General features: G+C 35.9%; 12 protein-coding genes, 2 tRNA genes, 2 pseudogenes and 1 riboswitch. Of the genes and pseudogenes, 3 read left to right on the forward strand and 13 right to left on the reverse strand.

Annotation, left to right across the window (positions count from 1 at the left end; translation table 11 throughout):
- Positions 1-44: 44 nt before the first annotated feature.
- The 3 genes from ABLV90_RS04135 to ABLV90_RS04145 form a co-directional block, all read right to left on the reverse strand.
- The gene (locus tag ABLV90_RS04135; protein WP_460872228.1) at positions 45-494 is read right to left on the reverse strand and encodes a MarR family winged helix-turn-helix transcriptional regulator; all 450 of its coding nucleotides are present in this window, start codon (positions 492-494) and stop codon (positions 45-47) included.
- Between the two features lie 241 nt (positions 495-735).
- Positions 736-808, reverse strand: a tRNA-Asp gene (locus tag ABLV90_RS04140).
- A 7-nt stretch (positions 809-815) separates the two neighbouring features.
- Positions 816-890 (reverse strand) — tRNA-Glu (locus ABLV90_RS04145).
- Between the two features lie 287 nt (positions 891-1177).
- On the opposite strand from ABLV90_RS04145, the gene ABLV90_RS04150 reads away from it, so the two are divergent.
- Both ABLV90_RS04150 and ABLV90_RS04155 read left to right on the forward strand, forming a co-directional pair.
- Positions 1178-2218, forward strand: a complete 1041-nt coding sequence (locus tag ABLV90_RS04150) for a macrolide family glycosyltransferase (protein ID WP_460872229.1) — start codon at positions 1178-1180, stop codon at positions 2216-2218.
- Entirely contained in the window at positions 2211-2393 is a 183-nt protein-coding gene (locus tag ABLV90_RS04155) for a hypothetical protein (RefSeq protein WP_460872230.1), read from the forward strand. Before ABLV90_RS04150 ends, ABLV90_RS04155 begins: the two co-directional genes overlap by 8 nt.
- Positions 2394-2501: 108 nt before the next feature.
- Here ABLV90_RS04155 and ABLV90_RS04160 read toward each other — a convergent pair whose 3' ends face one another.
- From ABLV90_RS04160 to hutH, 10 genes and pseudogenes are all read right to left on the reverse strand, one after another.
- A complete protein-coding gene (locus ABLV90_RS04160) occupies positions 2502-3785 on the reverse strand; it encodes an adenylosuccinate synthase (protein WP_069817310.1) in 1284 nt (427 codons plus the stop codon).
- 289 nt (positions 3786-4074) lie between these two features.
- Positions 4075-5478, reverse strand: a complete 1404-nt coding sequence (gene dnaB, locus ABLV90_RS04165) for a replicative DNA helicase (protein WP_069817312.1) — start codon at positions 5476-5478, stop codon at positions 4075-4077.
- A 30-nt stretch (positions 5479-5508) separates the two neighbouring features.
- Positions 5509-5955, reverse strand: coding sequence for a 50S ribosomal protein L9 (rplI, locus tag ABLV90_RS04170; protein ID WP_057511524.1), 447 nt, complete (start codon positions 5953-5955; stop codon positions 5509-5511).
- Positions 5952-7920, reverse strand: a pseudogene (locus tag ABLV90_RS04175) (DHH family phosphoesterase). Before ABLV90_RS04175 ends, rplI begins: the two are co-directional and overlap by 4 nt.
- Before the next feature lie 14 nt (positions 7921-7934).
- Positions 7935-8861: a DUF2232 domain-containing protein gene (locus ABLV90_RS04180; protein WP_277580018.1), complete on the reverse strand. Its 927-nt coding sequence runs from the start codon at positions 8859-8861 to the stop codon at positions 7935-7937.
- Between the two features lie 306 nt (positions 8862-9167).
- Positions 9168-10136 carry a homoserine O-acetyltransferase MetX gene (gene metX / locus ABLV90_RS04185; RefSeq protein ID WP_460872231.1) on the reverse strand — a complete coding sequence of 323 codons (969 nt, stop codon included), beginning with the start codon at positions 10134-10136 and terminating at the stop codon, positions 9168-9170.
- 60 nt (positions 10137-10196) lie between these two features.
- A riboswitch (SAM riboswitch) is annotated at positions 10197-10297 on the reverse strand.
- A gap of 128 nt (positions 10298-10425) precedes the next feature.
- Positions 10426-10755, reverse strand: coding sequence for an AzlD domain-containing protein (locus tag ABLV90_RS04190; RefSeq protein ID WP_460872232.1), 330 nt, complete (start codon positions 10753-10755; stop codon positions 10426-10428).
- Positions 10752-11449, reverse strand: a pseudogene (locus ABLV90_RS04195) (AzlC family ABC transporter permease). The gene ABLV90_RS04190 and the pseudogene ABLV90_RS04195 overlap by 4 nt, the downstream one beginning before the upstream one ends.
- Positions 11450-11777: 328 nt before the next feature.
- Positions 11778-13061, reverse strand: a complete 1284-nt coding sequence (gene serS, locus ABLV90_RS04200; RefSeq protein ID WP_069826406.1) for a serine--tRNA ligase — start codon at positions 13059-13061, stop codon at positions 11778-11780.
- A gap of 325 nt (positions 13062-13386) precedes the next feature.
- A complete protein-coding gene (gene hutH, locus ABLV90_RS04205) occupies positions 13387-14895 on the reverse strand; it encodes a histidine ammonia-lyase (RefSeq protein ID WP_460872233.1) in 1509 nt (502 codons plus the stop codon).
- A gap of 404 nt (positions 14896-15299) precedes the next feature.
- Between hutH and ABLV90_RS04210 the strand changes: the two genes are divergently transcribed.
- On the forward strand, positions 15300-16112 hold the full coding sequence (locus ABLV90_RS04210; protein ID WP_460872234.1) for an NAD(P)H-hydrate dehydratase: 813 nt from the start codon (positions 15300-15302) through the stop codon (positions 16110-16112).
- Positions 16113-16150 lie beyond the last annotated feature (38 nt).

Below are 16150 nucleotides of genomic sequence, written 5' to 3' on the forward strand. Positions count from 1 at the left end.
AGCATCAAACAATTGCTTCTGTTGTCTGACACCTAAGTATCTATTTATTCAATATCTTCTAAACGCCAATCTTGCTTTAGTACTTGTTTAAGTTGCTCTAACTGTGTACTACCAATCATTGTTTCTATATGCGCAACGAGTTGTAATTTATGTTCTACATACTGTTCAAAACACTGCAGACCTAATGTAGTTAAGTTTACGCATTTTTCTTTTTTATTGTTGGGCACAGCTTCAACTTGAACGACACCTTTGTGCTCTAATTGTTTAATCGCTTTATGAATAGCTTGGCGTGTAAGATGAATTTTTCTAGTAAGTTCGGCAAAAGTTGGTTTCTCATAATTGATTTTATCAATCAGATACCATTCTGAGTCGCTGAAGTGAACATCTTGTATTTGCTCTGAAGTTGTGGATTCCAAGGTTTGTCTAAGCGCACTGTGACGTTCACTAATTAAATCTATGAGATCCAATCCCTCTATACTTTTATCATTTGCCATACTTACACTCCTCACATTAATTTCATATGATGCTATGCCAATAAATGCTCATCGTCACTGGGACATCTCGTTATGTTTATGCTGAATATTGATATTGGTCTACCATATGCTCATTTATCATAAGCAATTTTTTTATCAAATTCAAATTAAGCTCATTTTATAGCTTCTATATGTAATAACACTAGTATAATCAAATGATAATGATAACAAAAAATGCCCATCCTATTGGATGGGCATTATACGGTCTCGACGGGAATCGAACCCGCGATCTCCTGCGTGACAGGCAGGCGTGTTAACCGCTACACTACGAGACCTAAAAAATGGTGACTCCTACGGGACTCGAACCCGTGTTACCGCCGTGAAAGGGCGGTGTCTTAACCGCTTGACCAAGGAGCCTGTCTTAAGCACAAGTTAAATTATACCAAGTCTCTAGAAGGAAGACAAGCTCTTTTTTTAATTTTATTAGTATAATTTTCTATATTAATTGTATAAAGTTAGTATTTAAAGATTTATTTTGAAAAAACTGCTATAAAGCCATTAATGAAAATGCAAAAAACTTCAAATTGATTCAATGCCATGTAAATAATTTATATTTTAAAACAAAACTATTCAACTTAAAATCTTTTTTGTTTTCAAAACTTTTTGCTAAACTTGTGTAATAAAATATATTAGGAGGCTTATCCTTGGCAAACGTATTATTTATCAACTCAGGATCACCCGGACATTTTAATCCAACTATTGCAGTATGTAAAGAACTCGTTGAACGCGGTGAAAACGTCGTTTATTATATATGCGATAAATATAAAGAGAAATTAGTCGGTACAGGTGTAGAAGTACGCACGTTACCTACTGATGCTATACTCGATCGTTTTAGATCTTATGGTCAACATCATTTATATAATGTAATGAACGGTTTATTGAAAACTGCGGATATCATTGTGCCTCAAATTTTAGAAGAAACGAAAGATGAGCATTATGATTATATGATTCACGATTCTATGTTTAGTTGTGGTCATATCATTGCGCAAAAATTAAATATCCCTTCAATATCTTCTATTACATCATTTGCACATAGTAAACAAAGTTTTAATGCATTTACAGAAAAATTAACAACAATGGTTGATGCCAATGAAATTAAACAAGCAGATGAAACATTTAATGAATTGAAACAACATCTTGAATCTACATATAACGTTGAGGTGCCCTCACGCTTTGAAGTGATGAATAATCCTGGAGATTTTAACTTATGTTATGTAATGAAAGGTTTCCAAATGAATTATGACCTGTTTGATGCGCAACGTTATGTCTTTACTGGTCCTTCAGTCATTCAACCGCAACCCTCTGGATTTATGGATGACATTGATCAAACACGACCAATCATTTACATTTCTTTAGGAACTATTTTTAATCAAAATATCGCTTTTTTCAATAAATGTTTTAAAGCATTAGCAGACATCAACGCATCAGTCGTTGTTTCTATCGGTGAAACAAACCATCTCAACGATTTCGATGAAGTACCGGATAATTTTATAATTAAAAATTATGTACCACAAACTGAGTTATTACAGCATACAGCGTTATTCTTAACACATGCGGGCATGAATAGCACGAACGAGGCTATGATGATGAATGTGCCAATGCTAGCCTTCCCACAGAGCGCAGACCAACCTATGGTAGCTAAACAGATTGCAGACTTAAATTTAGGTCATCACATTGATGCTTGAGACCATTACGCCTGAACAATTAAACTGTGCTGTATCAGAAATGTTAGAAAATCAAATGTATTATCAAAGACATATCGAAAAAGTAAAAAACGTGCAATCTGTCGATGAAGCGGGTTATGCATATGCAGTAGATCAAATACTCGCTTTTCGCAATAAAGTTTGCCAATTCAATTAAATAACAATTATTTATAAATAAAAATACCTTGTAGACGCACCCTTAATGGTGAACGCTACAAGGTATTTTTTCATCATTAGATTAGCGACCTAACTTGGTATTACTTTCCTACCATAAAGATTTTAATAAGTTTGTTTGATTACGGTCTGGACCTACTGAGAAGATTGAAATCTTCACATCACATAGCTCAGAAATACGTTCTAAATATCTACGTGCATTTGAAGGTAATTCTTCTAATGAACGACAACCTGTAATATCTTCAGTCCAACCTGGTAGTGTTTCAAAGATTGGTTTACAACGATTTAAGTCTTTCAAGTTTGCTGGGTATTCAGTAATTTCTACGCCGTCTAATTCATAAGCTGTACAAATTTTCACTTCTTTAAGACCAGTCAATACATCAATAGAGTTGATTGATAAGTCTGTGATACCACTTGCACGACGAGAATGACGTAATACGACTGAGTCAAACCAACCGATGCGGCGTGGACGACCAGTTGTTGTACCGTATTCACGGCCAACTTCACGGATATGGTGACCATCTTCATCGAATAGTTCTGTTGGGAAAGGACCATCACCTACACGAGATGTATATGCTTTACATACACCGATAACTTTAGATACGAATGTTGGACCAACACCGCCACCTACAGTAACGTTACCTGCTACTGGGTTACTTGAAGTTACATATGGGTATGTACCGTGATCAAGGTCTAACATAACGCCTTGAGCACCTTCAAATAATACTTTTTCTTCTGCTACAAAGGCATCATCTAATACTTTAGCAGTGTCTACTACGAAAGGTGCGATACGTTGCCCTGCAGCGTAATATGTTTCAAAGATTTCATCAAAAGTTGGGCATGCTTTACCAAACATACCTTTGAAGTAATCATTTTTATATTCAATGTTATTTTTTAATAATTGTGCAAATGTTTCTTTGTCCAATAAATCTGCCACACGGATACCGATACGTTGCGCTTTATCTACATAAGCTGGGCCGATACCTTTTTTCGTTGTGCCAATTTTATTGTCTCCACGGCGTTCTTCTTCATATTCATCTTGTTTTAAGTGATAAGGTAAAATAACTTGTGCACGATTAGAAATACGTAAATTATCTGTTGAAATACCTCGTTCATTTAAAGCATCTAATTCTTTTAATAGTGCAACTGGATCTACGACTACACCATTACCAATCACTGATAATTTTTCTTTATAAAAAATACCAGATGGTACTAAGTGCAATTTATAAGTTTCTCCACCAAATATAATTGTGTGGCCCGCATTATTACCGCCTGAAAAACGTGCAATAACATCTGCTTGTTCTGCTAGAAAATCCGTAATTTTACCTTTACCTTCGTCTCCCCATTGTGTCCCAACGACTACTATTGATGACATATGAGCACCTCCAAGTTTTTCTCAATTAACCAATGAGTATTCTACCAATACCACAACGATATTGCAAACAAAAATCGAACATTGATTTTTCGTCATTTTTCTAATTCTCATCAATATTCAAACGCTCCAATAAATGTGATAAACATAGTAACACCAATGTTTTCATTGTATTTTACATTAAAAAAAGATACATACTTACATTATGATTCAAGAATAAAATACAAACAAAAACCGTACAATAAAACAAAAGTTTGTATTATTGTACGGAAAAATTAATTTTATCTTTTTTCTAACCCATCATATCCGCATGGGCATAATCTATATCTGTAAACTTATTATATTGTTTCATAAAGTGAAGCTTCACAGTTCCTGTAGGACCGTTACGTTGTTTGGCAATAATAATTTCGATATCACCATTATCATCATTCGTTTGTGGTTCATAGTTCGTGTCATCATCGTCTTCTTCATCTTCGCCTTGATTGTAATAATCATCACGATAAAGGAAGGCAACGATATCGGCATCTTGCTCAATCGAACCAGATTCACGTATATCACTCATCATTGGTCGTTTGTCCTGACGTTGTTCAACGCCACGTGATAGCTGACTTAGTGCGATTACGGGACACTCAAGTTCTCTGGCAATTGCTTTTAATGTACGAGAAATCTCAGAAACTTCTTGTTGTCTGTTGTCTGAAAAACGTGAACCACTACCTGAAATTAATTGTAGATAGTCGATCACTATCATGTCTAGGCCGTGCTCTTGTTTCAAGCGGCGACATTTCGAACGAATATCTGTAATACGGATACCTGGTGTATCATCAATAAATATCTTCGTACGCGATAATTTACCTACTGCAATTGTAAAACGATTCCAGTCTTCTTCAGTCATTGCACCTGTTCTTAATCGGTTGGAATCGACGTTGCCCGAACTACAAATCATACGTGTCGCTAATTGGTCAGCACCCATCTCAAGCGAGAAGATACCAACTGAATAATTACGTTCATTTGTAGCTACTTTCTGCGCAATATTAAGCGCGAAGGCAGTCTTACCTACAGAAGGACGAGCAGCTAAAATAATCAAATCATTACGGTTAAACCCTGCTGTCATCTGGTCTAAATCACGATAACCTGAAGGAATACCTGGTGTCTGACCACTGTTTTGATCTAATAATTCTGCCGTCTCGTATACTTCACCAAGTACGTCTCTAATGTCTTTGAATCCATCACTTTCACGTGTGGATGATAATTCTAATATGCGACGTTCCGCGTCGTTTAGTATTACATCTAGTTCCAGTTCATCATTGTAACCATCATTCGCAATACTATCAGCTGTTTGTATTAATTTACGCTTGGTTGCGTGTTTAAACACGATTTCTGTATAGTACTGAATATTACGTGTGGTTGGCACATTACTAGATAGTTCAGCTAGATATTGTGGACCACCCGCTTCATTCAATCGTCCTTCTTGTGACAATTGATCCATGATTGTTACCACGTCAATATCTTTGTTGTCTTCGTTGAGGTTCATCATGGCTCTAAAGATGTGTTGATGTGCACCTCTATAAAAGGACTCAGGAAGTAATACTTCCTGAGTTGTGTTGATCAATTCTGGATCTATGATAATGGCACCTAAGACAGACTGCTCAGCCTCATTACTGTGTGGCATTTGATTTTGTTCATACATTCCATCCATTACGATTACACCTCATATCTCAATCCGTTATTATTGTTCAACTGTGTGTACACGAATAGTACCTTCGACTTCTTTGTCTAATTTAACTGGCACGTTTGTGTAACCCAATGCATGGATACCATTTGGTAAGTCCATTTTACGTTTATCAATCTTGATGTCGTGTTGTTTTTGTAATGCTTGCGTGATTTGCTTTGTACTTACTGAACCAAATAATTTGCCGCCTTCACCTGTTTTAGCAGATACTTCGACTTCAATATTACTTAATTGTTCTTTCAATTGTTTAGCGTCTTCAATTTGTTGTTGACGCTCAGCTTCAACTGCTTTATTTTTTTGTTCTAATTGTTTTAAGTTACCTGGTGTTGCTTCCACCGCATAATTTTTCTTTATTAAGAAGTTATTTGCATAACCTACTGGTACATCTTTAACTTCGCCTTTTTTACCTTTACCTTTTACATCTTGTGTGAATATTACTTTCATGAATTTTCACTCCTACTCATTTGTTCTGTTATAGCTTGTTGTAATTTTTCGATTGCTTCATCGACAGTCACATCTTTCATTTGTGTAGTCGCATTTGTTAAATGACCGCCACCGCCAAGTGCTTCCATCGTTAATTGCACATTAACTGCACCAAGTGAGCGGGCAGACATACCTATGAGATTATCTTCTCGTCTCGCTATTACATATGAAGCCTCTACACCATCTAAACTTAACAGTTCATCGGCAGCTTGTGCAACTGTAACAGGATGATAGATTTTGTCATTAGAGCCATGGGCAATTGCTACCCCATTCTCTTGCAGTTTCACCGTTTGAATCAACTCAGTACGATTGATATACGTATCAAGATCATCTTTCAAGAAATGCTGAGTCAATATCGTATCGGCACCATGTGCACGTAAATAACTTGCGGCATCAAATGTTCTAGACCCTGTACGCAATGTAAAGTTACGTGTATCTACGATGATACCGAGCAAACATAACTGTTGATTCTAAACGTGTCAGACGTTGTTCTGTCGGTTGATACTCTAGTAATTCTGTAACAAGTTCAGCTGTCGAACTTGCATAAGGTTCCATATATATAAGCAATGGACTAGAGATAAAGCTTTCACCACGTCTATGATGATCAATCACGACTTTACGGTTTGCTTTATTTAAAATATTTTCATCAATGACCATTTCAGGTTTATGCGTATCTACGATGACTAATGTAGTCTTAGATGTCATAATATCCCATGCTTCATCTGAAGTAATGAAACGATCTTTTAGTTCTGGCTTTTCATTTACTGCATCCATGACACGACGTAACGTTGGATCGATATCTGATTCATTTAATACAATGTAGGCATCTAAATTATTCATCATTGCAAAACGGGATACACCAATTGCTGCACCGATTGCATCTAAATCAGGACGTGTATGTCCCATAATGATTACTTTGTCGCCTTCCATCAAGATATCTTTTAAAGCATGTGAAATCACTCGTGCTCTTACACGTGTGCGTTTCTCCATTGGGTCAGTCTTACCGCCATAGAAGCGTACATTACCATTCATGCTCTTAATCGCTACTTGGTCGCCACCACGACCGAGCGCTAAATCTAAGCCTGACTGAGAAAGTTCACCCAGGTCGACGAGATTTTCAGAACCTTCACCGACACCAACACTTAATGTAAGTTGGGCACGGTAACCAACACTCTTTTCACGGAGCTGACTTAAAATACTAAAATTAGATTCTTCGATATCTTTTAAAATACGTTGATTCAAGTACGCCACAAATTGATCAGAACTATAACGTTTGAAATAAATGTTATATTCTGTTGCCCATCTACTGATTACACGTGTAACCATAGAGTTGATTTCTGATTTTTGTGTATCGTTCATATTTTGAGTGATTTCATCGTAGTTATCTAAGAATAGTGTCATGATAATCGGTTTAGATTCTTCATATAATTCTTGCGTCTGAATTTCTTCTGTAATATCAAAGAAGTATAAAACATGTTCTTTTTCAGAATAGCGAACACGATAATGGTATTCATTTTCTTTAATTTCAATTTCTTGTGTTTTTTCTAATTGCTTTAAGATATTAGGATATACTTCGTTTACTGGGTCGGAAATGACATTACGATCTAATCGTTCCGACATAAAATGGTTCATCCACTCTATGTTTTCATTTTCGTCTAAGATAATCATCCCAATAGGTAAATTCTTAATTGCGATGTTGCTACCTTCAGAAATATGACCACTCAGATCATCTACATAGCTATCTAGTTTTTGTAAAGCTTGTCTTACCAAAAATACTGTCCCTATAATTATAACCACTAAGACAATCGCGGCGATGCCCGCCATAATTTGGTTGAAAACGAACCATATTACAACAAGCGCAATTGCTGTGAGCGCCATTATGATAAATGGCAAGAGCAAGGCTTTTTTAGTGGATTGACGATTCATTTTTCCACCTCAAATCATTTTTTAATGATACGTTTTAAGTTAATACATAAATCTATAACACCCAGGAGGCTTACAATATGTGTAAGTGGCATTAGAATTGTCCCTATTGCCATTAAAATCACAGTAAGTGTGAGCGGCATTGATTTTGCCTTTCCGAAAAAGTGAATCACACTTAACCCCTGAATATACATACATAATGATAACACAATTTCGAAGTTTAATACGATACTTTGGAACGCACTCGGTTCGGCAGTAAACATAACACAAAGTAGGACAATCATATACATCCATAGCAATGAACGCTTCATTTGCCACGCATATAATGGTTTGAATATTGGTGTAGCAATTTTGAATTTACGTAAAATTGGAAAAGTAACTAGTAAATTGATTAATATAAGTATAAATACTGCAATGATTACATAACTTGGTAATTGAACTGATAATTGACGGAATGTTTCTTCAAACATTTGTTTATAATCTGCACCAACACCTGCATTAGAAATATAATAATGTATTTGATCTTTCACAGGTTTCATTAATGTTGTTGATGTTGGTATTTTATCAAATGTTTGTAATGCCATAAATGCAATTAACGAGATCATACTCACGTATGTAGTTGTAATATAAAGTATACGCTCTTTAGATGTACGTTCTTTTAATAATTGGCCAACAACGAAACTCACTAAGAGTACGAGGACCATGATACTTAATACGAATATATTACCTAATAAAGTTGTTAAAACAACTGTTACGACTGCTGTTAAACCAAATGATTCTACAGACTTATGCCATAAAATAATGCCTGGAATTGTCGCAAACAAACTCAATACAAGCCCAAGCGGTGGTAATATATGTAAAGCTAAAGCTACTACGACTAGCGTGATTATACTAAGTATAGTTGCCTTAGGATATATTTTTGAAAACAAATTCGCCACTCCCATACTATTTTTGACTATAACTTTTATTTTAACCTCTTTAAAACTTTTATACAATTATTGCCAACTCATTTCTATAGAAGTTAAACATACGCTACACATTCAACTATTCGAAGATAAACTAATATTCATCCTTTCAGTTGATATTGAGACAGCTAAATCCCCTATTACTTCACAAGATCACAGCTATTTCCATGTGTTTTCCCAGAAAAAATAGGACCTACAAAGCAGTCAGTCTACTTTGTAGGTCCTATTGGTTATTCTGATTCTGCTGTGTCGTCCTAAATTTAACATTCTATAGTACAGTCACGCTCATTTACGCTTGATTTTATAAACCTTTAAGAAATGGTATAAATTAGGTGCCCAATCATTAAAATTAACTAAAAACCCATCATGCCCTACATTGTCAGGTACAAAGAAATGTTTATGGTATTTGAATCGTTGGCCAACTGCATAAACAAGATCATCAGGATAAAGTAAGTCATCCGCAAAGCCCATTGTCATAATCTTAGTATCCAGTCTGCTGAACACTTCGTCCACGTCATCACGCCCTCTATCCACATCGTGGCTGTCTAAGACGTCAAGCAGTGTTAAATAACATGCATAACTAAAGTGTTTCATAAACTTATCGCCTTGGTGCCTTTGATATGCAACCACTTGATCTGGCGAGAAGCGTTGTTCATAACTTTTAGACGAACGGTATGTTAAGAAGCCGAGTTGTCTTGCGATACTCATACCTTGTTCATGGTCTAAATGAATCGCTTGTCTCGCAATTTCATTAAATGCACGACTATATGAAGATGTTCTCTGTGTAGCGACAAGTATAACTGCTTTATCAACCTCAAATTTACGGTTATATAATAACTCTACTGCTTGCATGCCACCTAAAGAGCCACCTATAAGTATATTAATACGTTCAAAGCCTAAATGCTCAATACCTAATTCAATTGCACGCACAATATCACGCAAAGTCAGTTGTTCTGGGAAGTCTTCATCCGTAAGCGCAGAACTAGAGCCAAATGGACTACCAATTACATTGAAAGTTAAAAACTGATAATCATTAATCGGCATATAACCACCATCAATAATACCTCTCCACCATCCAGGTTGTTCATTTGTGCCATATGTTAAGTGATTTCCTGTCAAAGCATGACACACGACCACAAGAGGTTGACCTTTCAATCCAACATGTTCGTAACGTAATTTTAAGTTTGAGATCGTTTCTCCTGACTCTGTTGTAAATGGTCCTAATTCTAATGTATCAACCGTATAATTCGTCATGACTTACCTCCTACTTAGTAAAAAAACTCCTCACTATTCAATAAGTAAGAAGTTGAAAATTACTTATCATTCGACTATATCGTTGGTTTTAGCACCGTACTTTATTTAGCCGGTTGCTGAAGCATCATTGGGCCAAATCCCTTAGCTTCTCGAAATAAGATTTATTTTAATTGTATTGCACTACATTACTACTATTGATGTTCCAACAATCCATTCATTTTTAAAAAATGTCGGAATTTTCTAATTATTGTCATTCTAACGGATAAAATGATTTACATCAATGAAATAATTAAAATACCCATCTTAATGCGACCATAATAATAATGCCACCTATGATTGTAATTGTTAAACTACGTGTGATAACTGCAATCACTATTGTCGGGACCATCGTAATTAGAAACGGCACATTAATGCTATAACCCATCATGCCATCTTGTTGTTCAATCAAACCATCAATAACTAAAGCAGTAAATAACGTGATTGGTATAAACGACAACCATTTTACAACTCTTTCAGATAGTTTAATTTTAGATATAAGTAAAAACGGTATAATCCGTGTAAACCATGTCACAATACCACAAAGCAAAATAATAATAAGCATATGCGTCGTTGTTGTCATCGTTCCATCACCACCCCGAGTCCAGTTGCTACCGTAGAAGCAAGAATAATTGCCACGTAAGACGGCATAAAGAGACTTAGAAGAAGCATCATCACAATTACAGTAATGATCAATACAAAATACGTCTTGATGCGAGAGCGTTGAACTGATTCAAACTGTGACACAGCTAAAAAGATAAACATCGCGACAATAGCGAAATCTAAACCTAACGTCTCTGGGTTGTTTATGTATTTTCCAAATATAGCACCAATAACACATGCAAATGTCCAAAACAAATAAGCTGTGATATTTAAACCATATAACCAACGATCGTTAATTTTTTCTCCTTTAAGATGTGGCGTAATTGCTACACCAAACGTTTCATCTGTAATAAGCGTTGAAAGTCCTATTCGATTTAATAAGCCGTATGATTGGTAACTCGGTGCAAGCGTCATACTTAGTAGAAACATTCTGGAATTTACGATAAATGCTGTTAACACAATCGCAGAAATCGGTGTACCTGCGATGACTAATGCACAAATGATGAATTGTGCGAGCACCAAGCATATACAAGTAAGCAGAGTAAGATAATTTCAAGCAAACTAAATCCTGAGGCTACAGCAACAATTCCAAAAGACAGCCCTACCCCGACGTATCCTAATAATGTAGGAACACATTCTTTCACACCTTGCTTAAAAGTTACATGCGCTTCCATTACCTCACTCCTTTCATTTTTAATTTTAAAAAACAATAGCTTAAGTTTAATATAAATTAGGCGTTATATTCAATCACTTTAGCATTCCGTTTGTGTGACGGAATACAACCCTCTGTTTTAAAAATCTTATTTATCAACGTTTTAAACTTTTCTGAATCTTATGAAATATTTTAGACTTACCTGTTATTTTTCACATGAAAAACCATTGATGTTACTTACATAATTTTATAAATCCACTTAATTTTACCCCTCCCCTACCCCACCTCGATATAAATAAAGAGCGCAACAAAGGTCTTTGCTACGCTCTTTTAGCCATACTTATTTAATTTTATTTTACAGGACGGATCTCTGTTTTACCGCCCATAAATGGAACTAAAGCATCAGGTATTGTAATAGAACCATCTGCGTTTTGATAGTTTTCAACGATTGCCGCAAATGTACGTCCCACTGCTAACCCACTACCATTTAGTGTATGCACTAATTCTGGTTTAGCATTTTTATCACGTTTGAAACGGATATTCGCACGACGCGCTTGGAAGTCAGTTATATTTGAACATGAACTAATTTCCTTATAATCATTATAGCTTGGTAACCAAACTTCTAAGTCATATGTTTTACTAGCTCCAAATCCAATGTCACCTGTACACAGATTCACACGACGATAAGGTAGCACAAGTTCTTCTAAAATCGCTTCTGCATGATTTGTCATTTCTTCAAGCGCATCCCAAGAATCTTCTGGTTTTTCAAAACGAACCATTTCAACTTTATCGAATTGATGTAATCGAATCAGACCTCTTGTATCACGTCCGGCTGAACCCGCTTCACTACGATAACATGCTGATTGTGCTGTGAATTTAGCTGGTAAGACATCAGGACCTATAATTTCATTACGGTAATAATTCGTTAACGGTACTTCAGCTGTTGGAATTGTGTACAGCCCTTCTTTTTCAATTTTGAATAAATCTTCTTCAAATTTAGGTAATTGACCTGTTCCATACATTGAATCAGCGTTTACTAATTGTGGTACCATCATTTCTGTATAACCATGCTGTGTTGTATGTTTCGTTACCATATAGTTCATTAACGCTCTTTCTAATTGTGCACCTTCACCAGTTAAGAAGACAAATCTAGCACCTGATACTTTAGCACCACGTTCAAAGTTAGCCATTTTTAAATCTTCTACAAGATCCCAATGTGCTTTTTCTTCAAAATCAAAGTTTCTTGGTGTGCCCCAACGTTTAAGTTCTACGTTTTCTTCATCTGACGCGCCTACAGGAACATCATCTTGAATTATATTCGGAATACGAGATAATTTATCATTAAGATCTCTGTCTGTTTGGTTTAAATCGTCATCTAAGACTTTAATTTCATCTCCAAGTTTACGCATCTCTGCAATAACGTCATCTGCATTTTCTTTATTACGTTTTTTCTGAGCAATCTCTCCACTTACTTTGTTACGTTGCGCTTTCATTTCTTCAGCTTGGCTAATTAATTGGCGACGTTTTTCATCTAATGCTAAAATATCGTCAACTACTTGGACATCCATACCACGCTTTGTTACTTTTTCTCTAACTAAATCAGGTTCGTTACGGAATAATTTAATGTCTAACATATCGCATTCATCCTTTCAATTTTTAAAAATGTTTGGATAATAACACAAAAAAGACCACATCCCCTCTACAAGGGACGTGGTCTACGTGTTGCCACCCTATTTAACAGCCTAATGAGGTCGCACTCTCCATAAATAACGGCCAAAGCCGATTGTTCTTCTAATAGTAGGTAGATTCACACTAACGTTGATTACTTGTTCACACCAACCACAAGTTCTCTGAAACCAAACAATTAATACTACTTAGCCTACGAACAATAACTTATTAACTTGTTTTAAATATAGCAAATAACCTTATATTTTTCAAGAGTGACAGTGCTGACGTCTATTATATCTCATTCATATACGCAGTATCGTGTAAATATTGCGATACCGTCGCGATATCTTTATGAAATTGTCTATCTTCTGTGATTGAAGGTATGATTTGGCGTAACGTTTGATATTTTTCATACGTTTTTGGTGATAGCTTATCAATATCTTTATATTCTACAGCTTGTAATGCAATAATCGTCTCTATCGCTAAGACACGTCGTGCATTCTCAACCATCATATAACCGTGACGAGAAGCGATCGTTCCCATAGATACATGATCTTCTTGATTCGCTGACGACGGTATAGAATCGACACTGGCTGGATGTGCAAGTGTTTTATTTTCTGAAACTAAACTTGCTGCCGCATATTGCATAATCATTGCACCACTTTGTAAACCTGGTTGTGGACTTAAAAATGCGGGTAAGCCATTATTCAATTGTGGATTCACAAGTCTTTCTAGTCGACGTTCTGAAACATTAGCCAGTTCGCTGACTCCTAATTTTAAGAAATCTAAGGCAAAAGCAATCGGTTGTCCGTGGAAATTACCACCTGATATCACTAGTGTTTCATCATCTTCATCAAATATAAGTGGATTATCATTTGCGGCATTCATTTCAAATTCTAGTTTTTCTTTAACATAATTGAACACTTGGAAACTTGCCCCATGAATTTGTGGGATACAGCGTAAAGTATAAGCATCTTGCACGCGTACTTCACCTTGTGTCGTTGTTAACTCAGAACCTTCTAACCAATCTAGCATACGCGCGACTACATCAATTTGTTCTTGGAAGTTACGTGCTTTATGTACCTTTTCATTGTAAGCATCTGTAATACCATTGAGTGCTTGATGTGTAAGTGAAGCAATCCATTCTGCTTGATAGCCTAGACTCTCTGCTTCTATATAGTTAATTACACCCTGGGCAGTCATCGCCTGTGTACCGTTAATTAGTGCTAGCCCTTCTTTTGCTTGTAATTCTAGTGGTTTACGTTTCAAGTTATTTAAGACATACCGACTGTCTACCTCTTCACCTTGGTAAAACACGTTACCTTCTCCAATCAAGGCCAATGCTAAGTGAGATAATGGTGCTAAATCTCCAGAAGCACCAAGTGAGCCTTGTTGAGGAACTACTGGCACAATTCTATTATTAATGAAGTATACGAGCTGTTCTACTAAATCTACTGTAGTACCAGAATGTCCTTTAAGTAGGGTATTTAATCTTAATACCATCATCACTAATGACACTTCCTCTGAAAATGGGTCCCCCATACCACACGCATGAGAACGGATAAGATTCACTTGTAATTGATTATATTCCCCTTCATCAATACGCACATCACTGAACAAACCAAAACCTGTTGTAATACCATAGACTGTCTCTTTATTCGCTATAATATTCTCTACTGTTTGACGGCTCTGCTTTACACGTTCAAAAGCTTCTTCAGTCACTTCCACCGTATCTTTCTCGTATAAAAATTTCTTGATATCTTCAATTGTAAGCATTTCTCCATTTAATTGTAATGTCATTTCTCCATCTCCCTACTTATGAATTTAATTCGATTAATTCGAGTATACGCTTACATTTTCAGCAGAACAATAGCTTTTGACACATCCGTAACATGGTATCAAATCACTGTTTTAATAGGGTAAAGGAGCATTAATCTTCATTTTAGAAAAGTTAATAATTTCTTAACAGGTTTACCTATTGACTTAAATGCAATGCGGGTTTATTATTTTCTATTGTATTAAAAAACAGTTTAAAAATTTCGAAAATAAAAACACTTCAATAGATAGCAATATTTTGCACACATAATTGAAGATTTTAAAGTAGATTTATAATTACTTTGGTAATTTTAAACTCTGACTTTTACGCATATTATTCAAAAATCAATAGCGTTAAATTATCATGAATTTTAAAAGGAGGTTTCAATATGGAAACTTTATCATCGGTAAGCATTCCTAAACGTGAAGATGATACACATAAAGGTGATTATGGCAGAATCCTTTTAATTGGAGGTAATGCTAACTTAGGTGGCGCGATTATGCTTGCGGCGCGTGCATGTGTTTATAGTGGCAGTGGACTAATAACAGTAGCTACACATCCAACGAACCATGTCGCACTACATTCTCGTTGTCCTGAAGCAATGGTTATTGATATTAATGATACAAAAATGTTAACAAAAATGATTGAAAACACAGATTGTATCTTAATCGGTCCTGGCTTAGGTTGTGATTTCAAAGGTAATAACGCAATTACATTCTTACTACAAAATATCCAACCGCATCAAACGCTAATCGTAGATGGAGATGCTATAACGATTTTCAGTAAATTGAAACCTGAAATACCCGCTTGTCATGTCATTTTCACACCACATCAAAAAGAATGGGAACGTTTAAGTGGTATTCCTATTGAGGAACAAACATATGAACGCAATCGTGAAGCGGTAGATCGTATCGGAGCAACTATTGTCCTGAAAATGCATGGTACGGAGATTTATTTCAAAGATAAAGATTATAAATTACCAATCGGTACGCCCGCTATGGCGACTGGAGGCATGGGTGACACCCTAGCTGGAATGATTACGAGTTTCGTCGGGCAATTTGATGACACTCAGGAAGCTGTCACAAGTGCAACATACGCACATAGCTTCATTGGTGAACAGTTAGCAGAGAAAATGTATGTCGTTCCACCATCAAGACTTATAAGCGAGATTCCACATGCAATGAAATCATTAGAAAGTTAACTTATAACGAAAAAAGACCTACCTTAGTGAGGTAGGTC

The sequence above is a fragment of the Staphylococcus sp. 2S1 genome, from assembly GCF_046721335.1.
Classification (GTDB): domain Bacteria; phylum Bacillota; class Bacilli; order Staphylococcales; family Staphylococcaceae; genus Staphylococcus; species Staphylococcus equorum_A.